At 65.4% G+C, this 19355-nt stretch carries 19 protein-coding genes; 8 read left to right on the forward strand and 11 right to left on the reverse strand.

The annotated features are described in order from the left end of the window. Window positions 1-67: 67 nt before the first annotated feature. Window positions 68-979, forward strand: a complete 912-nt coding sequence (locus tag BHK69_RS20935; RefSeq protein ID WP_069691784.1) for a DMT family transporter — start codon at window positions 68-70, stop codon at window positions 977-979. 144 nt (window positions 980-1123) lie between these two features. Continuing rightward, entirely contained in the window at window positions 1124-2167 is a 1044-nt protein-coding gene (gene pstS, locus BHK69_RS20940; protein ID WP_069691785.1) for a phosphate ABC transporter substrate-binding protein PstS, read from the forward strand. Here pstS and BHK69_RS20945 read toward each other — a convergent pair. The 6 genes from BHK69_RS20945 to BHK69_RS20970 all read right to left on the reverse strand — a co-directional run bounded on the left by BHK69_RS20945 (window position 2151) and on the right by BHK69_RS20970 (window position 7032). Continuing rightward, window positions 2151-2507 carry an ArsC family reductase gene (locus BHK69_RS20945; protein WP_069691786.1) on the reverse strand — a complete coding sequence of 119 codons (357 nt, stop codon included), beginning with the start codon at window positions 2505-2507 and terminating at the stop codon, window positions 2151-2153. The two genes, pstS and BHK69_RS20945, sit on opposite strands and share 17 nt — an antisense overlap. A gap of 17 nt (window positions 2508-2524) precedes the next feature. Then, window positions 2525-3022 (reverse strand): peptide deformylase, encoded by a 498-nt coding sequence (locus BHK69_RS20950; protein WP_069691787.1) that lies wholly within the window; start codon window positions 3020-3022, stop codon window positions 2525-2527. 259 nt (window positions 3023-3281) lie between these two features. Then, window positions 3282-4442, reverse strand: coding sequence for an NAD(P)/FAD-dependent oxidoreductase (locus tag BHK69_RS20955; RefSeq protein WP_069691788.1), 1161 nt, complete (start codon window positions 4440-4442; stop codon window positions 3282-3284). Beyond that, window positions 4439-5803 carry an FAD/NAD(P)-dependent oxidoreductase gene (locus BHK69_RS20960; protein ID WP_244548266.1) on the reverse strand — a complete coding sequence of 455 codons (1365 nt, stop codon included), beginning with the start codon at window positions 5801-5803 and terminating at the stop codon, window positions 4439-4441. Before BHK69_RS20960 ends, BHK69_RS20955 begins: the two co-directional genes overlap by 4 nt. Continuing rightward, window positions 5796-6110 (reverse strand): (2Fe-2S)-binding protein, encoded by a 315-nt coding sequence (locus tag BHK69_RS20965; RefSeq protein ID WP_069691790.1) that lies wholly within the window; start codon window positions 6108-6110, stop codon window positions 5796-5798. The genes BHK69_RS20960 and BHK69_RS20965 overlap by 8 nt, the downstream gene beginning before the upstream one ends. 97 nt (window positions 6111-6207) lie before the next feature. After that, a complete protein-coding gene (locus BHK69_RS20970; protein ID WP_069691791.1) occupies window positions 6208-7032 on the reverse strand; it encodes an IclR family transcriptional regulator in 825 nt (274 codons plus the stop codon). Window positions 7033-7157: 125 nt separating this feature from the next. On the opposite strand from BHK69_RS20970, the gene BHK69_RS20975 reads away from it, so the two are divergent. From BHK69_RS20975 to BHK69_RS21000, 6 genes are read left to right on the forward strand one after another with little or no spacing between them, the layout of a single operon-like run. Next, entirely contained in the window at window positions 7158-7931 is a 774-nt protein-coding gene (locus tag BHK69_RS20975) for an enoyl-CoA hydratase/isomerase family protein (protein WP_069691792.1), read from the forward strand. A 60-nt stretch (window positions 7932-7991) separates the two neighbouring features. Beyond that, complete coding sequence (locus tag BHK69_RS20980) at window positions 7992-9059, forward strand: ABC transporter substrate-binding protein (protein WP_069691793.1); 1068 nt, start codon at window positions 7992-7994, stop codon at window positions 9057-9059. A gap of 14 nt (window positions 9060-9073) precedes the next feature. Next, window positions 9074-10141: an ABC transporter ATP-binding protein gene (locus BHK69_RS20985; RefSeq protein ID WP_244548267.1), complete on the forward strand. Its 1068-nt coding sequence runs from the start codon at window positions 9074-9076 to the stop codon at window positions 10139-10141. Beyond that, window positions 10138-11895, forward strand: a complete 1758-nt coding sequence (locus BHK69_RS20990) for an ABC transporter permease subunit (RefSeq protein WP_069691795.1) — start codon at window positions 10138-10140, stop codon at window positions 11893-11895. Before BHK69_RS20985 ends, BHK69_RS20990 begins: the two co-directional genes overlap by 4 nt. A gap of 29 nt (window positions 11896-11924) precedes the next feature. Next, window positions 11925-13454, forward strand: coding sequence for an AMP-binding protein (locus BHK69_RS20995; protein WP_069691796.1), 1530 nt, complete (start codon window positions 11925-11927; stop codon window positions 13452-13454). Window position 13455: 1 nt separating this feature from the next. Further along, window positions 13456-14550 carry a hypothetical protein gene (locus BHK69_RS21000; protein ID WP_069691797.1) on the forward strand — a complete coding sequence of 365 codons (1095 nt, stop codon included), beginning with the start codon at window positions 13456-13458 and terminating at the stop codon, window positions 14548-14550. 124 nt (window positions 14551-14674) lie between these two features. On the opposite strand, the gene BHK69_RS21005 is transcribed toward BHK69_RS21000, so the two are convergent. From BHK69_RS21005 to cobF, 5 genes are all read right to left on the reverse strand, one after another. Further along, complete coding sequence (locus BHK69_RS21005; protein ID WP_069691798.1) at window positions 14675-15955, reverse strand: NAD(P)/FAD-dependent oxidoreductase; 1281 nt, start codon at window positions 15953-15955, stop codon at window positions 14675-14677. 36 nt (window positions 15956-15991) lie between these two features. Then, a complete protein-coding gene (locus BHK69_RS33635; RefSeq protein WP_425285524.1) occupies window positions 15992-16117 on the reverse strand; it encodes a hypothetical protein in 126 nt (41 codons plus the stop codon). 42 nt (window positions 16118-16159) lie between these two features. Then, window positions 16160-16414 carry a DUF2171 domain-containing protein gene (locus BHK69_RS21010; protein ID WP_069691799.1) on the reverse strand — a complete coding sequence of 85 codons (255 nt, stop codon included), beginning with the start codon at window positions 16412-16414 and terminating at the stop codon, window positions 16160-16162. Window positions 16415-16582: 168 nt separating this feature from the next. After that, the gene (pabB, locus tag BHK69_RS21015) at window positions 16583-18391 is read right to left on the reverse strand and encodes an aminodeoxychorismate synthase component I (protein ID WP_069691800.1); all 1809 of its coding nucleotides are present in this window, start codon (window positions 18389-18391) and stop codon (window positions 16583-16585) included. Window positions 18392-18564: 173 nt separating this feature from the next. Next, window positions 18565-19326, reverse strand: a complete 762-nt coding sequence (cobF, locus tag BHK69_RS21020) for a precorrin-6A synthase (deacetylating) (RefSeq protein WP_069693845.1) — start codon at window positions 19324-19326, stop codon at window positions 18565-18567. Between the last annotated feature and the right edge of the window lie 29 nt (window positions 19327-19355).

Here is a 19355-nt window from a genome sequence, read left to right on the forward strand (position 1 = left end):
AGAAATTCCATTCCCTGATTTGTACTCTATCCGGCAAAACCGGCCCAACGACAAGTGGAGACTGGCTATGGGCGAGCTTCTTGGAGTTCTGGCGGCGATGCTGTCGAGCGCGATCGGAGGCACCTCGATCGCGGCGACGCGCTTTGTCGTCGGCCAGACCGATCCGATGACGCTTGGCGCGCTTCGCTTCGGCATCGGCTTTCTCGGGCTTCTGCCACTGGCATTGCTCCAGACGGAAGCCTGGCCCGCGCGCCGCGACTGGCTTCTGGTCGCCGGGCTGGGGGCGCTGTTCTTCGGGTTGTTTCCAATCCTCTTCAACGCCTCGCTGATCTTCACCACGGCGGCGCGGGGGGCGTTGGCTCTCTCGACCTTGCCGCTGCTGACGATGGTCGTCGGCGCGGCGCTCGGGGTCGAGCCGATGACCTGGCGAAAAACGATCGGCGTCCTGATCGCGATGGCTGGCGTGGCGCTGGCGCTGGTCACCGGCCTGTCCAGCGCGCCGGCCGAGGCCTGGCGGGGCGACCTGCTGATGATGGCGGCGGCGCTGTGCATGGCGTTCTACAGCGTCTGGTCAAAACCACTGATCGCGCGCTCCGGTCCGACGACCTTCACGACGATGGCCATGGCCGTCGGTGCCGTCGGCCTGATCGGCCTTTCCGCCATGACGGGTGGCCTGCATCGGCTGGCCGACACTGGGCCGGCGCAGTGGCTCGCCTTCGCCTATGTTGGACTGATCGGCAGCGCGCTGGCCTTCTTTCTCTGGTCCTTCGCGCTCGGACGCACGACGCCAACGCGCGTCGCGGTCTCGGTTACGGTCAACCCGGTCAGCGCCGCCATCGCCGGCGCTCTGCTTCTCGGCGAGCCGATCGGCTGGCACGTCATCGTCGGACTAGCGGCGGTTCTATTCGGAATCGGGATCGCATCGGGGGCGAAGCGAAAGAAGGCCGACGCGGCTCGTTCACCTCTGCCGGCCGCCTGATCCCGGAACGGGCTTGCGCGCCGACCCTGTCCCGCATGCCGGCTCCGGCGTCACGGCTCCGTCATCGCAGCCGCTTAACACTGCATTGCGGGTAGGGCCGCGATCGGTCTTGCGCCCGCTTTCGTCGGTCGCAGGGAGTTCGCGATGAAGCTTTTGGCCACTGTCGTTCTCGCGGGTGCGCTGGTCGCATCCTCGGTCTCACCCGGCCGGGCGGAGCCCCTGACCGGCGCGGGCTCGACCTTTGCCTTCCCGATCATCGGCAAATGGGCGCAGAATTACAGGATCGCCAAATCGGACGGGGCCGAGATGGTCCCGCTCGATATCGGCGTCGATTACGAGCCGGTCGGCTCGCTCGGCGGCGAGGTTCGCGTGACCCAGCGCGCCACCGATTTCGGCACGAGCGACCGGCCACTCTCGCCCGAGGAGTTGACCCGGACGGCCCTCATCCAGTTCCCGATCGTGATGGGCGGCATCGTGCCCGTCGTGAACATCGACGGCGTTGGTCCCGGCCAGATCAGATTCACCGGAGCGCTGCTCGCCGACATCTATCTCGGCAAGGTCAAGCGCTGGTCCGACCCCGCGATTGCGGCCGTCAATCCCGGTCTCAAGCTACCCGACGCCGCGATCAACGTGATCTACCGCTCGGACGGCTCGGGCACGACGTTCAACTGGACCGACTACCTCGCCAAGGTCAGCCCCGAATGGCGCGACCGGATCGGCGCCAACACGCAAGTCGCCTGGCCGACCGGCGCCGGAGCGGAACGGACGCAGGGCGTCGCGGGCGCCATCGCGCGGATCAGGAATTCGATCGGTTACATCGAGCTCGGCCAAGTACTGCGCGCCTCGTTGGCCTACGGGCTGGTGCAGAACAAGTCCGGCAACTTCATCAAGGCCGACGCCGCGAGCCTGCAAGCTGCCGCCGCCAGCGCCGAATGGGGCTCGACCAGGGATTTCGCGCTGATGCTGACCGACGCGCCCGGCGCCCAGGCCTACCCGATCGTCGCGACCACCTTCGCGCTGGTGCCGAAGCCGCAGACGCCGCGCACCCGCGAGGTCCTGAATTTCTTCCGCCTCTCGCTCGATACAGGCGGCGCCGACGCGACGGCGCTCGGCTATGTGCCTTTGCCGGACGCTCTGGTGAAGCAGGTCAAGGACTACTGGGCGGCGAGCCTCAAGCCCGCGAGCTGAGCGCCGCCTCATAGATCTCCGGCTTGAAGCCCACCAGCGTCTTGCCGCCGAGATCGAGTACCGGGCGCTTGATCATCGAGGGTTGGGCTAGCATCAGCGTGATCGCCTTCCCGGCATCCAGCCCCTGCTTGTCGACATCGGGCAGGGCGCGAAAGGTCGTGCCGGCGCGGTTGAGCACGGTTTCCCAGCCATGCTCCTGAACCCAGCGCGCCAGGGAGATGCGGTCTATGCCGCTCGCCTTGTAGTCGTGGAAGGCATGAGCGACGCCCCGCGCCTCCAGCCAGCTGCGCGCCTTCTTCATCGTGTCGCAGTTCTTGATGCCGTAGATCGTGATCGTCATATCCGCCTCGAATCCCTTCAGCGCCGCGCCAGTTTCTCATAGCGCTTGATCAAGCGCTCGCGCTTCAGGCGCGAAAGCCTGTGAATCCAGAACATGCCGTCGAGCTGGTCGATCTCGTGCTGGAGGCAGACCGCGAGCAAACCCTCCGTATCCTCGGAGCGCTCATTGCCGTCCTGGTCCCGGTAGCGGACCGACAGTTTTGCATGCCGTTCGACCTCCTCGGTCACGCCGGGCATGGAAATACTGCCCTCCTCATGCTGGAGCATCTCCTGGGAAGCCTGGACGATCTCAGGATTGATATAGACTCGGACGCCATCCGCAGCCGACAGCTCGATCACGACGACGCGCCGTGCATTGCCGATATGCGGGGCCGTGATGCCGATGCCGGGAGCCGCCCGCATCGTGTCGATGAGATCCGTGACGAGCGCGCCGAGTTCATCGTCGAAATCGACGACCGACTCGGCTGTCAAACGCAGCCGCGCATCGGGATAGCTGACGATCGCCCGCACCGTCATGACAAGCCGACCGCTTCGCGTCCACCCGCAAGCCGCATCATCTCACCCTCGTTCGACTGTTCAAGAAGCATCGCAACCTGTTGGAATATCGTACCATCTGAGCCGGACTGACTGCTTGAGCACGACCGGCGCGGCCACTGCTCCGGTAGCCCTGCCCTCCAGGGCGTCTAGTCGGAACTTCATTGGCGCTCAATAGCCCGGGCGTTCGTACTGGCAGGCTTTGCAGGGCCAGATTGCTTCAATCTCGCCCCTAGCCGCTTCACGCACCGTCGAATTCCTTCCGGAATTTTTCGCTGACCGCGACGCTCTCGCGGAACCGACCGATCGAGAAGGGCTCGAGCGGCGTCGATGTCGCTCCCTCGACGATCATTTCGCTCAGGCAAAGCCCGACACCCGGCCCGATCTGGAAGCCGTGGCCGCAGAAGCCGAAGGCGTGGAAGAGGCCCGGCATCGTCAGGCTCGGGCCGATCACCGGGATCATATCGGGCAGATAGCCCTCGATTCCGGACCAGACGCGAATGACGTGGCATTGCGCCAGGATGGGGGCGACCCTGGCGAGCGCGCGCATCGCGGCCAATGTCTTGGCCGGAGGGACGGGCGCGCGATGATTGACCGGATCGGCCGCCGTGCGCGGATAGCCCGCGAGGATGATATTTCCGCGCGGGATCTGCCGGAAGATCACCGAGCCGTCGACAGACTGGATCGAAGGCTCGACCAGATAAGGAAAGGGCTCCGTCACGAATTGCGGCGGGCCGGCCGGGATGATCGGCGCGGTCTCGCCGAAGCGCTCGGCGATCGCGACCGCCCAGGCTCCGGCCGCATTGACGAGAGCACTGCTGCTCCAATGCGCTCCATCGGCCGTCTTCACCGAGAACCCGCCGCTGCTGCGCTCGACATCGGTGACGCAGGCGTTCTCGATGATGGTCACGCCCAGCGCTCGTGCGGCGCGCGCGACGGCAGGCGTCACCAGCCTTGGATTGGCCGTCGCGTCGCGCGCCGAGAAGGTCGCGGCCACCGCCTGCTCGCTCAGCCAGGGCCAGCGCTTGCGCAGATCGGATGGTCCCAGGCGCTCGATGGTGAGGCCATGGGATTCGGAGACCTGCGCATAGCCTTCGAGCTTCGCTCTCTCCTCGTCGTCATAGGCGAGATAGAGATGTCCAGTCTGCGCGAACTCGCAATCCTCGCCGATCAGCGCCTCGATCTCCTCCCAGAGCGCCTGCGAGCGCAGCGAGAGCGGATACTGACCGGGAAAGCGGCCCTGGAGCCGCAGATTCCCGAAATTCGTGCCGCTCGATTGCGCGCCGACGACACCTTTCTCGATCAGGACGACACGCTGCTTGCGCCGGGCCAGGAAGAAGGCGGTCCAGACGCCGATCAAGCCGCCGCCGACGATCACGACATCCGCCGTATGCCTGCTCATGGCGCTTCGCCCGCCACGCAGAGCGCGATCGGCTTGACCGGCGCCTGGGCTCGCAGCCGGCCGGCCTGTTCACCTGCGACCCCGGCTGCGCCCGCGACGATCTCCTGCAGCGCCGGGCCGCAGACACGGCCCTGGCAACGCCCCATGCCGCAGCGTGTCATCGCCTTGACCCGGTTGATCTCGACCGGGCCGAGCTGCTGCGCCATCGCCTGCCTGACCTCGCCGATGCGGACCTCCTCGCAGCGGCAGAGCATCACCTCATCCGGCAAGGCGCGGATCTGTGCGACTGGCCAGGTGAAAGCTTTCGCCAGCCCCTTCTGGAAGCCGCGCAGCCGGGCGAGCCTGCGGCGGAGCTCAAGGCGCGCCCGCTCATCGACCGACTCGCCAAGGTCGGCGAGCACGGCCATCGCCACGAGCCCGCCACTGGCCTCGGCCGCGTCAGCCCCGCCGATCGCCGCGCCATCGCCGGCGAGATAGAGCCCCGGCGCGGCGCGCCCATCAGCGTCGCATTGCGGCAGCCAGAGCCGAAAGGCTTCGTCAAAGCGGAGCGTCGCGCCGGCGAGCTCGGCCAGCTGCGTCTCAGGCTTAAGACCATAGCCCAGCGCAATGGCATCGCAGGAGAAATGTCGCTCGCGCCCGCGCCGATCACGCAGGATCAAGGCTTCGACATGGCCGTCGCCGACCACCTCCACCGGTGTCACGCCATGCAGGACGGGCACGCCTGCCAGCATCGCACCGGCGAGATAGGACAGGCCGCGCCACAGCGTGCGCGGCGATTGGGCCAAGGCCGGCAGCGCCGCCAGCTTGCTCGCGAAAGGCGTGGTGTCGGCAATGGCCACGATCTCGCAGCCAAGCTTGCGGTATTGCGCCGCCGCGAGCGCCAGCAGAGGCGATGAGCCGAGGAAGGCGACGCGCCGACCGATCAGGCAACCCTGATCCTTGAGCGCGACCTGCGCCCCACCCAGCGTGAACACGCCCGGCAGCGTCCAGCCGGGAAACGGTGCGACCTTGTCCATGGCGCCGGTTGCAAGAACGAGCACGTCGAAACGCAGCGTCGAGGCAACACCCGCTTGGACCACATGGAGCATATTGTCCTCGACCGCCCAGACCAGCGTCTGCGGACGGTAGTCGATCAGCGGCAACAGCCTGGCGAAGCGGGCGTGCAGCGCCTCGTATTTGCCGGCCTCCGTGCCCATCAGCGCCGCCATGTCGAGATCGAGACCGGGCGACGGCCGGCGATAGCCCTGGCCGCCGGCCTGCCGGCCCTCATCGACCAGCACCACGCGATGACCATGCGCGCAAAGCCGCTCAGTGGCATTGATGCCGGCCGGTCCGGCGCCGACGACGACGATCTCAGCCACGCAAGACATCCGCTTCTGGCGGCTGGCTGCGCAAGACCATGCCTGCCGACGCATTGGTGGTGCAGGCGCGCAATCGCCCACCCGTATCCGACCAGACCCAACAGTCCTGGCAGGCCCCCATCAGGCAGAAGCCGGCGCGTGGCTCGCTGCCGAATTCGGTGCGCCGCAAGAACGGGCGCTGCGTCAGCAAAGCGGCGAGCACGCTCTCGCCTTCAGCCGCCTCCACCGCCTCTCCGTCGAAGTGGAGCGTGATGCGCGGCCCCTGTCGAGACACGGCCCGCACGAACTGGCCGGCGTGATCATCCATCCCCGTCTCCGCGCCATTCTATTACGATGCAATAAAATAATGCGGATGATGATAGTCGCGTCGTCAGCCTGTCAAGCCGCGTGCCGCGCAGCCCCCCTCAGACCCGCGAGATCGCGTGGGCGGCGGCGATGATCAGGGAGGAGTAGCGCGTCACGACCTCTTCGCGGCTGTAGCGCGAACACGACACCGCGACATTCACCGCCCCTTCGGGCCGGCCGCGATGATCGAGGATCGGCGCCGCGATCGAGGCGTCGCCCAGATAGAACTCCTCGAAGGCGGTCGCATAACCCTGCGCCCTCGCCTCCCGGATCTTGCTCACCAGTCTCTCGCGCTGCCATGTCGTGGAGGGCGTATGGGGCTGCAGGTCGGAGCGATCGATGATCGCCAGCGCCTCGGCCTCGGGCAGCCGGGACAGCATCGCGATGCCGGGCGCCGTGCAATAGGCCGGCATCCGCGTGCCGATGATGACGTCCGTGTTCAGCACATGCCGGCTGAGGAAGCGCGAGACGAAGATGATCTCGGTGTCCTCGAGCATGGTCAGGTTGACCGTTTCCTCGGTCTCCTTGCTGAGATGCATGAGATAAGGCATCGCCCGATCGACCAGCCGGCTGCTGCGGAAGAAATGGTAGCCGAGGTCGAGCGTCTTGGCGGTGAGCTCGAAGCGCTTGGTCTCGCTGTCCTTGCTCAGGAAGCCGAGCTTGACCAGCGTATGCGTGAAGCGCTGGGCCGCGCTCAGATCCATCCCGGTCACGGATGCGACCTGCGACAGGTTCAGCGTCGGATGCTGACGGCCGAAAGCCGAGAGCACCCGAAAGGCCTTCTCGACCGACATCACCATCAAGGCGTCGTCTTTCCTCTCGGCCTTGTCGTCCGAGGTGGCGGCGCGTTTGCGGCCGGCCGGGCTCGCGTCAAGCGTGGACATGCAGGTCTTCTCCTTCCCCGGATCAATGGCCGCGACCACCCCGGTTGACAAGGTAACCTCATTGGCGTTGATTAAATAATAGAAATTATTGCATCGTAATAAAAACTCATCGGGAGACGGAATCCATGCAGGCGTTCGTTCTAAGCGAGGTTCGCGGTCCCGTCGGGATTCTGACGCTGAACCGCCCTGAGGTGCTGAATGCGTGGAACGCGCCGATGCGGGCGCGGCTGGTCGAGGCGCTCGATGCGCTCGAAGCCAATGAGACGGTGCGCGCCATCGTCCTGACGGGCGCTGGCGACCGGGCTTTCGGAGCCGGCCAGGACCTGAACGAGACCAAGACCTTCGATCCCGACCGCGCCGAACTCTGGATGGGCGAGTGGGAGCGCCTCTATGATCGGCTGCGCTCGCTCTCCAAGCCGCTCATCGCCGCGCTCAACGGCGTCGCTGCCGGCTCGGCCTTCCAGGTCGCTTTGCTCTGCGACCTGCGCATCGGCCATGACGGCGTCACCATGGGCCAGCCCGAGATCAATTCCGGCATTGCCTCGGTGACCGGCCCCTGGATCATGCGCGAGATGATCGGGATCGCCCGCACCATCGACCTGACCCTGACCGGGCGGATGATGGATGCCGACGAATGCTTCCGGATCGGCCTGATCAACCGGATCGTGGCGAAGGAGACCGTGATGGAGGCGGCGCTCGCACTCGCCACCGAGCTCGCCGGAAAGCCACCTGTCGCGATGCGTCTCAACAAGGCCCGCTTCCGCGAGGTTACGGAGGAAAGCTTCCGCGAGTGCCTCAAGGCCGGCATCCGCAACCAGCGCGAGGCTTACGCCACCGGAGAACCCGCCCGCATGATGGAAGAATTCCTCGCAAAAAGAGCCGCGCGGAAGACAGCCTGAGCCTGACGTCACGATCACCCATGGGGAAATTGCGGAAAACCGCTTGAAGGGGAGATGTCTATGACCAGCAAGACGATGATTCCGAGCCGACGCGACCTGCTGCAACTGGCAGGTGGCGCGGCCGCCGGTGCGATGCTCGCACCCGCCTTGATCGGACGTGCCGATGCGGCAACGCAGATCACGGTCGCCGATCCCGGCGGGCCTTTCGGCCCCGCCTTCCGCAAGGCCTTCTACGATCCCTTCGAGAAGGCGACCGGCAACAAGGTCGTCAACGTCGCCCGTGAAGCGGAGCCGACCGCCCAGTTCAAGGCGATGGTCGAGACCAAATCCTACACATGGGACGTCTGCACGCTGACGCTGTCGGCGCGCGACATCCTCGCCTCCCAGAATCTGCTCGATCCGATCGGCTTCTCCCATGCCGACGTGCCGCAATTGATGCCGGAGGCGATTTCGGACAACTTCATGGGCACGGACGTCTATTCGACCGTTCTGGCCTATCGCACCGACCGGGTGAAGAACGCGCCGACGAGCTGGGCCGACTTCTTCAATATCGAGAAATTTCCGGGCCGCCGCGCCCTGCGCAAGAACCCGATCGACTCGATCGAGCAGGCGCTGCTCGCCGACGGCGTACCGCTCGACAAGCTCTACCCGCTCGATATCGAGCGCGCCTTCAAGGTGCTCGACAAGATCAAGCCGCATATCGCGGTCTGGTGGACCGGCGGCGCGCAGTCGACGCAATTGCTGCAGAGCGGCGAGGTCGACATGATCCCCGGCTGGAATGCGCGTTTCCAGGCAGCGATCGATGGCGGCACGCCAGCCAAGATCGTCTGGAACCAGGGCCTTTACTCGATCGAGGGCTGGGCCATGCCGAAGGGCGGTCCGCGCGCCGAGGCAGCGCGACAGTTCATCAAGTTCTGCTCTTCGCCGCAGGCGCAGGCTGTCTACACCGAGATCCTGGCCTATGGGCCGACCAATCTCGACGCCTACAAGACGATTCCCGCTGAGCGCGCCAAGTCGCTCCCGACCGCGCCGGACAACCTCAAGCTGATGGCGATCGCCAATGAGGGCTGGTGGAGCGCCAATCGCGCCGCCGTGACCGAGCGCTTCAACGCCTGGCTGCTGATCTGAGATCGGCGACTGTGGTGGCGATCCAGCCTCACGGCGGCGAGAGGCCGCCCAAGCTCGTCGTCGAGGAGCTGTGCAAGCGCTATGGCGCGACCACGGCCCTCGAAGCGAGCTCGCTCAGCGTCGGTGAAGGCGAGTTCCTCACGCTGCTGGGCCCTTCGGGCTCCGGCAAGACAACGTTGCTGCAGTTGATCTGCGGCCTCGTGGAGGCCAGCGAAGGCCGCGTGATCATCGACGGGCGCGACCAGTCGCGCACGCCGGTGCATCAGCGCGACATCGGGCTGGTGTTCCAGCACTACGCGCTGTTCCCCCATCTCACGGTTGCCGAGAACATCGCCTTTCCGCTCAAGATGCGCGGCCGGGCGGCAGCCGAGATCACCAGGCGCGTCACTGACACGCTCGAGATGGTCCATCTCGGCCATCTCGCCCAGCGCTTTCCGCGCGAATTGTCGGGCGGGCAGCAGCAGCGGGTCGCGCTCGCCCGCTGCTTCGTCTACCAGCCCTCGATCATCCTGATGGATGAGCCACTGGGCGCGCTCGACAAGAAGCTGCGTGAGCACATGCAGATCGAGATCAAGCGGCTGCATCGCGAAAGCGGCGCGACCATCGTCTATGTCACGCATGATCAGGAGGAGGCGCTGGCGCTCTCCGACCGGATCTGCCTGATGAACCATGCCAAAATCGAGCAGCTTGGTACGCCGCGCGAGATTTATGAGCGGCCGCGCACGGCATTCGCAGCCGACTTCATCGGCCTTTCGAACATCTTCCGGGGCACGGCGACCGCCAATGGCTCGTTAGAGACCGCGCATGGCCTGTTCGCCTTGCCCGATGGCGCGCGCTGCGACAATGGCAAGGGCGCCCTGGTGATCCGGCCGGAGCATCTGCATCTTGGAGCAGGCGCCGGCAACAGCGTCGCCGGGACGGTCAGCGAGATCGTCTACGCAGGCTCGGAGACACGGATCATCGCCAAGCTCGGCGATGGTGCCGCGCTCGTGCTCCGCCTTGGCCCCGGCGAAACGGTTCCCGGCCTCGACGAACGCATCGTCGCCGGCTGGCAACGCGACAAGGCGGTACTGGTGCCATGAGCGGCGCGATCGCAGCGAGGCCGCATCGGACGGGCTGGCGGCTGCCGCGGCTGGGCCCGCTCTGGCTCGCACTGCCTGGCGTCATCTTCCTCTGCGTCTTCTTCGCCTATCCAGTCGCGCAGCTCCTGGGCTTGAGCCTCGTCGATCCCGCGACCGGCGCCTTCTCGACAGCCACCTATCAGCGCATCGCCGGTACGGATGTCTATCTGCGCGTCCTCGGCATCACCTTCCGCATCGCCGGCTACACGGCCCTGTATTCGCTGCTGATCGGCTATCCCTTGGCCTACTGGCTGGCACGCCTGCCGGACATGTTCCGCGGCCGCATGCTGCTCTTCGTCATGGTGCCGTTCTGGACGAGCTATCTCGTCAAGACTTTCGCCTGGATGATCGTGCTTGGCCGCAGCGGCATCATCAACGCGCTGGCGACGGGCTCAGGGATCGTCGATCAGCCGCTGGCGCTGCTCCACAATGAATTCGGCGTCATGGTCGGCATGGTTCACGCCATGGTGCCGCTGGCGGTGATGACGCTTCTGCCGGTCATGGCCGGCATCGACCAGCGCCTCGTCCAGGCAGCGCAGACGCTCGGGGCCTCGCCGGCTCACGCTTTCTGGCTGGTCTATTTCAAGCTCTCGCTGCCCGGCGTCGCCGCCGCAGGGCTGCTCGTCTTCATCTCCTCGCTCGGCTTCTTCATCGTGCCGGCCTTCCTCGGCGGTCGCCGCGAGACCATGCTGGCGCAGCTCATCATCACCCAGATCCAGGAGTTGCTGAACTGGCCCTTCGCGGGAGCGCTCGCAGCCATGATGCTCGCGACCGCGCTGATCTCCTGCTGGCTCTATGACCGGCTCTTCGGCCTCTCGACCATTGCGGGCGGCTCCGCACAGGTCAGTACGGGACGCATCCGCGATCTCGGCCTCGTCATCCTCGGCTGGATCGCGGCGCTGGCGGGCAAGCTCGCCGCGTTGACCCGCATGGTTCTCGGCAAGCGCGGCAGCGGTCTGATCCTGCCGCTCTTCGCCTGGGTCACGATCGCCTTCCTTGTGGTGCCGACGCTGCTCGTGATCCCGCTCGCCTTCACCTCCTCGCAATTCCTTGAATTTCCGCCGCCGGGCTATAGCCTGACCTGGTTCAAGACCTATTTCGCCTCGCCGCTCTGGATCCAGGCAACGATCCGCTCCTTCCTCGTCGCCTTCGCCACAGCGGTCGCCGCGACGACGGTCGGCGGCTTCACGGCACTGGCGCTGGCCAACAGCCGCACGCGCTGGGGCGGACTTATCTTCGCGTTCTTTCTCGCGCCGATGATCGTGCCGCGCATCGTGATCGCGGTTGGGCTGTTCTATCTGTTTGCGCGAATGGGCCTGATCGCAACGGATCTGGGCCTCATCATCGGCCATACCGTTTTGGCGATCCCGTTCACGCTCGTCACCATCGCCGCCGTGCTCAAAAGCTACGACCAGCGCCTCGACCAGGCCGCCGCCACGCTCGGCGCCAATCGCCTGCGCACCCTGGTCGGCGTGACGATTCCCTTGGTGAAAGGTGGCCTGGTGGCCGCCTTCCTCTTCGCCTTCATCACCTCCTTCGACGAGCTGACGATCGCGATCTTCGTCAGTGGCGGCCTCAAGACGACCCTGCCCAAGCAGATGTGGGACGACATGATCCTGCAGTTGAACCCGACCCTGGCGGCCGTATCCGTGGTCGTCTTCGTGGTGGTCACAGTGATGCTCGTGACCGCGGAACGCTTCCGCCGCGCGCCTTGAACCCGATTTGCGACGATCCAGAGTGTCCCATGCCTTTCGATGATGACGGCTTTGTCGGTCTGCTGAGCGAGCGTGCCCTGCGTGATCCCGACGGAATCTATGCCCGCTTCAACGGCGAACCCGTGAGCTATGGCGCGCTCGACCGGCAGGCCTGCGCCTTCGCCGCCCATCTGCATGCAAGCGGCATCGCGCCTGGCGAGTGCGTCGCGGTGATGATGAAGAACAGCATCGCTGCGATCGCCTGCGTTTTCGGCCTGGCCAAGGCGGCAGTGGCTTGGGTTCCCGTCAACGCGCAGCAGCGCGGCGACGGGCTGCGCTATCTGCTGAGCCATTCCGGCCCGCGGCTCGTCATCGTCGATGAGGACCTCGCGGCGCTCGTCTCCGAAGCTCTTCCCTCGACAGGAGCGCCCACGATCCTCGTCCACGGGCCAGACGGCGGCCTCGACGCCATCCTCGCCGAGACCAGCGCTTTCAACCAGCCGCCGCCGGCGCCCGATGCGGTGTTCGCGATCATGTACACATCGGGCACCACGGGGCGCCCCAAGGGCGTCATCGTCTCGCATCGCATGCTGCGGCTGGCGGCCGAGGGCGTCGGCCTCGTCTCGGCCGCACAGCCTGGAGAAGTGCTGTTCGTCTGGGAGCCGCTCTATCATATCGGCGGGGCACAGCTCCTGCCCCTGCCGATGATCCGTGACGTCACGCTCGCCATGGTCGAGCGCTTCAGCGCCAGCCGCTTCTGGAGCCAGGTCAAAGCCGAGGGCGCGAGCCATATCCATTATCTCGGCGGCATCCTGCAGATCCTGCTGAAGCAGCCGCCCGGCCCGCTCGATCGCGATCATGGCGTCCGCATCGCCTGGGGCGGTGGCTGCCCGCCCGATATCTGGCCGCAGTTCCAGCAGCGCTTCGGCGTCGAGATCCGCGAATGCTACGGCATGACGGAAGCCTCCAGCATCACCACCTGCAACGACAGCGGCGTGGTGGGTTCTGTCGGCCGCCGCATGCCGTGGTTCGGCGTTGCGCTGCTTGGCCCTGACGGCCACCCCGTACCCAATGGCGAGCGCGGCGAGATCGTTGTCGAGACCACGCTGCCGGGCGCGATCTTCCCGGGCTATCTCGACAATCCCGAGGCCACCGCAAAGGCACTGCGCAATGGCAGGCTGCACACCGGCGATCTCGGCTCCTTCGACACCGATGGGAACCTCTATTTCCACGGCCGCATGACCGACAGCGTGCGTTGTCGCGGCGAGAACGTCTCGGCCTGGGAGGTCGAACATGTCGCCGCCGAGCACGAGGCGGTGGAGGATTGCGCCATGATCGGCGTCGCAGCCGATATCGGCGAGCAGGATATCAAACTGTTCGTCAAGCCGAGCGAAGGCGCGATCCTCGATCCTGCGACCCTGTCGGACTGGCTCGGCCGTCGGCTCGCCCCCTATCAGAACCCGCGCTACATCGCGCTGGTCGACGAGTTCGAGCGCACGGCAAGCCAGCGCATCATGAAGCACAAGCTGTCGCCCCGGCTCGATGATTGCTGGGACCGCGCAGCATTGGCGGAGCGCTGAGATGGCCGCCTGCGACATCCTGATTTCGGGCACAGGCGGCTTTGCCGCGCGTATCGCCTTCGACATCGCCGCGACGACGGAGCAGCCGGTGCATGTCACCATCGCCGGCCGCAATCAGGAGCGGTTGCGCTGGCTGCGCACGGCCGCCAACGCCCGCGCCGCCCTGTTCGGCAAACCGGCGCGCTTCGACACGCATGCGATCGACCTGCTGGCGCCCGACGCGGCCGATGCATTGCTTGCGGCGACCGGCCCCCGCATCCTGGTGCAGGCCGCCTCGATCCAGACCTCGCAGGTCATCGCCCAGCGTGGCAATGCCTGGACGCGCCTTGTCGCTGAGGGTGGTCTGAGCGCAACCGCCGTCTTCCAGGCGCTCATCAGTGCTCGCGTCGCGGCAGCGATCACGCGTTCGGGCGAGGCGATCACGCTCGTGAACTGCAGCTTCCCGGATGTCGTCAACGGCATCATCACGGCGCTCGGCCACGATGTCGCCTGCGGCATGGGCAATGTCGCCATCCTGTCCAATGTCTTCGCCGGCTCGGCGTCCGTTCCCGCCGGCGCAGAGGTCAAGGTTCTTGCCCATTATCAAAACCTCGCGGCCTGGCGACGCCCTCCAACAGAACGGGGCGGCCCACCTCCGCGCGTCTGGATCGACGGCCGTGAGGTCGATGATGTCTTCGCGCGCTTCGCGGACATCCAGTTGACGCCGGAGCCGGTGATCGAGATTTCCGGCGCCAGTGGCGTGCCGATGCTGCTCGCCATGGCGGCAGGCCGAGAGTGGCGCGGCCATGTCCCCGGGCCGAACGGCTTGCCGGGCGGTTATCCCGTGCGATTGAGCGAGGGAACACTGAAACTCGATCTGCCGGCGGGGCTCACCCAGGAGGAGGCGGTGGCCTGGAACGCGGCGTTCGAGCAGGAGAACGGTCTGGTGGTTTCACCGGCTGGCGAGGCCCGCTTCAACGGCGTGCTGCGCGAGCAACTCACGGCGCAGCTGCCCGAACTCGCGGCCGGCTTCTCGGTCCGCGAGCTGGAAAGTGTGTGCCAAACCCTGCTCGGCGTCAGAGATCGGCTTATGACCATGGCCGCGGGTGATTGCTAGAGCGATGTCCGACCCGATTGAATCGGTTCAATTGCTCTAGATCCTTGTTTTAACGCGTTTTCTTCGCGCAAAACACTTCGCGTTTGTCGCGGGGGAACCGGTATCCACTTCGCTCGAAAACGCTCTAATTCGGCGCTCCGCTCTTCTTCACTTCGCCTTGCGTGATGAGGCGGGCGCTGCGCTGCCCGCTGATATAGATCCACAGCCAGCTCAAAGCGACAGTGAGACGGTTGCGCAGCCCGATCAGGAAGAAGATGTGAGCGACGCCCCACATCCACCAAGCCAGGCGCCCTTTCAGCTTGATCCAACCGAAATCGACGATTGCCGCGCGCTTTCCAATCGTCGCAAGATTGCCGGCGTTCTTGTAGTGGAATGGCAGCGGCGCGGCTGCGTCGCTTAACCGGGCCTTGATCACCGCGGCGACATAGACGCCCTCCTGTTTGGCCGCCGGCGCCACGCCGGGAACAAGCTTTCCATCCGCCGCGGTGACATGGGCGGTATCGCCGATCACGAAGATGTTCGGATGTCCGGGGACGGTGAGATCCCCTTCCACAAGCACCCGCCCTGCCCGGTCGGCGGGCGCATTCAGCCAATCGGCCGCCGGCGAAGCCGCGACGCCTGCGGCCCACAAAATCGTCCTTGCCGGGAGAAACTCCTCGCCGAGCTCGACACCGTCCTCGCCGCATTTTGAGACGGCGTGCCCGAGCTTGATCTCGACCCCGAGACGCGTCAGCGCCTGGTGGGCGTAGGCCGACAAATCCTCGCTGAAGCCGGAGAGGATGCGCGGGCCGGCTTCGATGAGGACGACGCGCGCGCTATGCGTATCGAAATTGCGGAAATCACCGTGCAACGTGTCCCGGGCGAGCTCGGCGATCGTGCCGGCGAGCTCCACGCCGGTCGGGCCGGCGCCGATGATCACGAAGGTGAGGAAGGGCGCACGCCGGGCCTCATCCGTTTCCCACTCGGCCTGCTCGAAGGCCGACAGGATGCGACGCCTGATCTTGGTTGCATCCTCGAGGGTCTTCAGACCGGGCGCATAGGGTTCCCATTCATCATGGCCGAAATAGGCATGGCGCGCGCCGGTCGCCAGAATCAAGGTGTCGAAAGCGATCGGCGGCTCACCATCCAGCAAAACCTCTTTCTCTCGGACATTCACGCCAACGACGCTCCCAAGCAGCGTCGTGACATTCTTGTGGCTGTGCAGCAGAGAACGGATCGGCCAGGCGATCTCCGATGTCGCGAGCGAGGCAACCGCGACCTGGTAGAGCAAAGGCTGGAACAGGTGATGGTTGCGCCGATCGATGACGGTCATGCGCACCGGCGCGCCCGCGAGATCGCGCGCCGCTTCAAGACCTCCGAAACCGGCCCCGACGATGACGACATGATGTGCGGAAGGAGTGGTCATGGCTCACAGGCGCCGTGGCGACAGCGGTCTTCGCCGTCAGCGTCGGGAACGTATACGATTCCTGCAGATAGAGCTCAACATCGTGTGGGAGCGGCTGAGATAGCCGATCGAGATGTCCTGACCGATATCGAGTTCGAAATCGCCGCTGCGGGTCGTCTGCACGAAGCCATATCGAGGCAATCGAGACGACCGCCTCGAGAGGCATCAGAGATCGACCGGCAGCCCGGATTTTTCCTCCTCCAGGGTCACGGCGATATCCGCATTCGCGGAGAGGCGAACCTTGTTCTCCTCGACGCCAGCCACGAAGCCGGCCTCGATGTAATGATGATGACCCTCGTGCTTCCCGTGGCTGTCGCTCATCTTGAGCTTGATACGGCCACCTTCGACGCGATCGACCGTCCCGACATGCACACCGTCGGCCCCGATGACCTCCATGTTCTCCTTGACGCTGTCTTTCATCGCGATCTTCTCCCTGGTGAGTTTCGGGCGATCATGAAGTCGTGCCGGACATGCGTAGCCACGGCAGGACATGCGTTGATCGGCGCGAGCAGGACTGTAACCCCCAGCCGGTCAGGCCGGTTCCAACTCATCGTCGTCTGCGATCCCCCGGCTTCTTCCAAAGCGTCGCTATGGGTTCCCGAGTTGAGCACGTCTCAATCCGCGCAGGCTGTTACCCAGGAACCAGCGCTCTGCGCGCGCGAGATCATCAAGCACGAGTTGTCGCTCAATCGCTTCGCCGCTTCCGATCAGGCTTTGGCGTAGCACGCCCGGCAAGACGCCATCGCTCAGCGGCGGCGTCAGCAGGACCCCGCCCCGCTCGACGAAGATGGTGCTGCGCGCCGATTCCGTCACGAAACCGGCGCGGTTCAGGAAGATTGCCTCATCGGCTCCCTGCATCACTGCCGCCGCATAGGCGGTCTCAAAGAGCCGGCGGCGCGTCGTCTTGTGCCGCAGGAACGGATCGGCGGCATCGATCCGGTCCGCTGCGACAATAACGCCGAGCCGCCGCTCCGGCTCCTCCGCCAACACCGGTGCGTGGAAATCGAGAGCCCCGTCGCGGCGCAGTTCGAGGCGGATGCGCCGGTCGTCTCGCCTGTCAAAACTTGCCGCCAGGCTGTCGAGTCTGGCTTGCGCATCGTGGCGGTCGAAACTGAAGTCAAGCGCACTTGCCGAACGCTCAAGGCGGTCGAGATGCAATTGCAGGCGCACGAAGCCCGTTTCCCCAGACCAGCGCAACGTTTCGATCAGGCCGTAATCCTCGGCGAGATCAGTCAGGACGCGGGCCTTGAGCAAGGCCTCGGCATATTCGCTCGCGGCCTCTGAATCCGCCACGATTCCACCGCCGATACCATAGCGCCCCACGCCATCGGGAAAGATCGCCGCGGTGCGAATGGCAACGTTGAAACGCAGGTCGCCATTGGGAGCGATTGCGCCGATCGCTCCGGTATAGACATCCCGCGGTCCGTCCTCGATCTCACGGATGATCTGCATCGCCCGCAGCTTGGGCGCACCGGTGATCGAGCCGCACGGGAAGGTCGCCCGCATGAGCTCTTCGAGCGAAAGGCCGGGCAGCAAACTGGATGTCACGGTCGATGTCAGCGTGTGGAATGTGGGGTAGGTCTCGACCTTGAAAAGGCTCGGCACCTCGACCGAGCCCAGCACGCTGATCCGCCCCAGATCGTTGCGCAACAGGTCGACGATCATGAGATTTTCGGCGCGCTGTTTCGGGTCGGCTTGCAGCGCCGCCTTGGCGGCCCGATCGGCCTCGGGATCGTCGAGACGCGACGCGGTTCCCTTCATCGGGCGCGTCGTCGCCCGGCCGGATTCGACCTCGAGGAAGAGCTCCGGCGAGACCGACAGGATCGTGGCGTCTTCAAAGGCAACAATCCCGCCATGCGACACCGGCTGGCTGGCCCGTAGTGCGGCATAAAGCGCGAGCGGGTCGCCATCGTAATGGAAGTCGACCGGGAAGGTCAGGTTGATCTGATAGGCGTCGCCGGCTTGCAGATATTCGAGCACGCGCGCGACCTTGGCGGCATGCGCGGAAGCCTCGAGCCGTGGCTGAACCAGGCCAAGCGGCAGCGGCGGAGCCAGACCCGCGAAGTGCCGGTCGAGTTCAACCGGTGCGACCTCCAACGGCTCCCGGAACAGCCCGAACCACAGCAGGGGTAATGCGCGCTTCGAAGGCATCGACGCCACGAGCCGAGGCTCGAAGGCATAGCCCAGTTCGTAACCCAGGAAGCCGGCGGCATGCAGCCCACGCGCCAGGCCGTCCTCGATCCTGCGCAACGCGGCCGGAACCTCGTCGCCATGAACACAGGAGACGATCTCGACCGGATCACGATAGAGCCGCGCCGGGGCCGATTTGGCGAGGCGATCCTCCAGCAGCACGAATGGCTGCCGTGAGCTCAGCATGGTCTGGAACGAAAGCGGCATCTGCGGTGTGGCTTCTGATGGGATAGGCGGCGCAACGCCCGGATCAGCCGCGCGCGTTCCAGATAGAAGGCAATGCGGCGACATGCCGAGGGGCATCTGAGCCTGGGCCTTCCGCCCGTGTCCGGCGATCCGATGTCGCGGCACGATATCGGCTTCATACGAGATTGCCCCGATCAGGTCTTGCCGCCCTTGCGGAGCAGATAGGTATCCATGATCCAGCCCTTCTCCTCGCGGGCCTGCCGTCGAATCCGCTCGATATCGGCCGCCACCTCCGAGAGCTTTCCAGCTACCAAGATCTCGTCCTCGGTGCCAAGATAGGCGCCCCAGTAGATATCGAGATCATCCGCCTCGATGCGCGTGAAGGCCTGGTCGCCATCGAGCATGACGACGACGCTGTCGAGATTGTCGGGAAATCCCTCGGTGAGTTTGCGCCCGGTCGTGATCAGCACGGGCTGGCCGATGCGATTGAGTGCAACGCGATGCCGGGCCGCCAGTGCCTGCACGCTGCTGATGCCGGGGATGATATCGTATTCCAGCGCACATCCTTTGGCCTGGATATGGTCGATGATCCGCAATGTGCTGTCATAGAGCGTCGGGTCGCCCCAGACGAGAAAGCCCCCGCATTCGCCCTCCCCGAGCTCCGCCATGATGAGGCTCTCATAGGCATCCGCCAGCTGCGCGTGCCACTGATCGACGCTGCCGCGGTAATCTTGTCCTGCAGCGGCACGCGTTGGAATCGGCATCGGGACCATGCGATAATCCGAGCCCTCGATGAAGCGCTCACAGATGTCCTTGCGCAATCGCTGCAGCGCCACCTTGTCCGTACCCTTGTCGGGGATGAAGAAGACATCGACCTGGTTGAGGGCCTTGATCGCCTGGACCGTGACATGGTCGGGATTGCCGGCCCCGATCCCGATGATCAGAATTTTGCGCATGCGGCCCTCATGATCCAAGCTCGCCTCGC

The organism is Bosea vaviloviae (genome assembly GCF_001741865.1).
GTDB lineage: Bacteria > Pseudomonadota > Alphaproteobacteria > Rhizobiales > Beijerinckiaceae > Allobosea > Allobosea vaviloviae.

What these genes read in the sequence shown, in the direction of transcription:
- BHK69_RS20935 (WP_069691784.1), top strand. Translation starts at nt 68, where the DNA reads ATGGGCGAGCTTCTTGGAGTTCTGGCGGCGATGCTGTCGAGCGCGATC.
- pstS (WP_069691785.1), top strand. Translation starts at nt 1,124, where the DNA reads ATGAAGCTTTTGGCCACTGTCGTTCTCGCGGGTGCGCTGGTCGCATCC.
- BHK69_RS20945 (WP_069691786.1), bottom strand. Translation starts at nt 2,507, where the DNA reads ATGACGATCACGATCTACGGCATCAAGAACTGCGACACGATGAAGAAG.
- BHK69_RS20950 (WP_069691787.1), bottom strand. Translation starts at nt 3,022, where the DNA reads ATGACGGTGCGGGCGATCGTCAGCTATCCCGATGCGCGGCTGCGTTTG.
- BHK69_RS20955 (WP_069691788.1), bottom strand. Translation starts at nt 4,442, where the DNA reads ATGAGCAGGCATACGGCGGATGTCGTGATCGTCGGCGGCGGCTTGATC.
- BHK69_RS20965 (WP_069691790.1), bottom strand. Translation starts at nt 6,110, where the DNA reads ATGGATGATCACGCCGGCCAGTTCGTGCGGGCCGTGTCTCGACAGGGG.
- BHK69_RS20970 (WP_069691791.1), bottom strand. Translation starts at nt 7,032, where the DNA reads ATGTCCACGCTTGACGCGAGCCCGGCCGGCCGCAAACGCGCCGCCACC.
- BHK69_RS20975 (WP_069691792.1), top strand. Translation starts at nt 7,158, where the DNA reads ATGCAGGCGTTCGTTCTAAGCGAGGTTCGCGGTCCCGTCGGGATTCTG.
- BHK69_RS20980 (WP_069691793.1), top strand. Translation starts at nt 7,992, where the DNA reads ATGACCAGCAAGACGATGATTCCGAGCCGACGCGACCTGCTGCAACTG.
- BHK69_RS20990 (WP_069691795.1), top strand. Translation starts at nt 10,138, where the DNA reads ATGAGCGGCGCGATCGCAGCGAGGCCGCATCGGACGGGCTGGCGGCTG.
- BHK69_RS20995 (WP_069691796.1), top strand. Translation starts at nt 11,925, where the DNA reads ATGCCTTTCGATGATGACGGCTTTGTCGGTCTGCTGAGCGAGCGTGCC.
- BHK69_RS21000 (WP_069691797.1), top strand. Translation starts at nt 13,456, where the DNA reads ATGGCCGCCTGCGACATCCTGATTTCGGGCACAGGCGGCTTTGCCGCG.
- BHK69_RS21005 (WP_069691798.1), bottom strand. Translation starts at nt 15,955, where the DNA reads ATGACCACTCCTTCCGCACATCATGTCGTCATCGTCGGGGCCGGTTTC.
- BHK69_RS21010 (WP_069691799.1), bottom strand. Translation starts at nt 16,414, where the DNA reads ATGAAAGACAGCGTCAAGGAGAACATGGAGGTCATCGGGGCCGACGGT.
- pabB (WP_069691800.1), bottom strand. Translation starts at nt 18,391, where the DNA reads ATGCCGCTTTCGTTCCAGACCATGCTGAGCTCACGGCAGCCATTCGTG.
- cobF (WP_069693845.1), bottom strand. Translation starts at nt 19,326, where the DNA reads ATGCGCAAAATTCTGATCATCGGGATCGGGGCCGGCAATCCCGACCAT.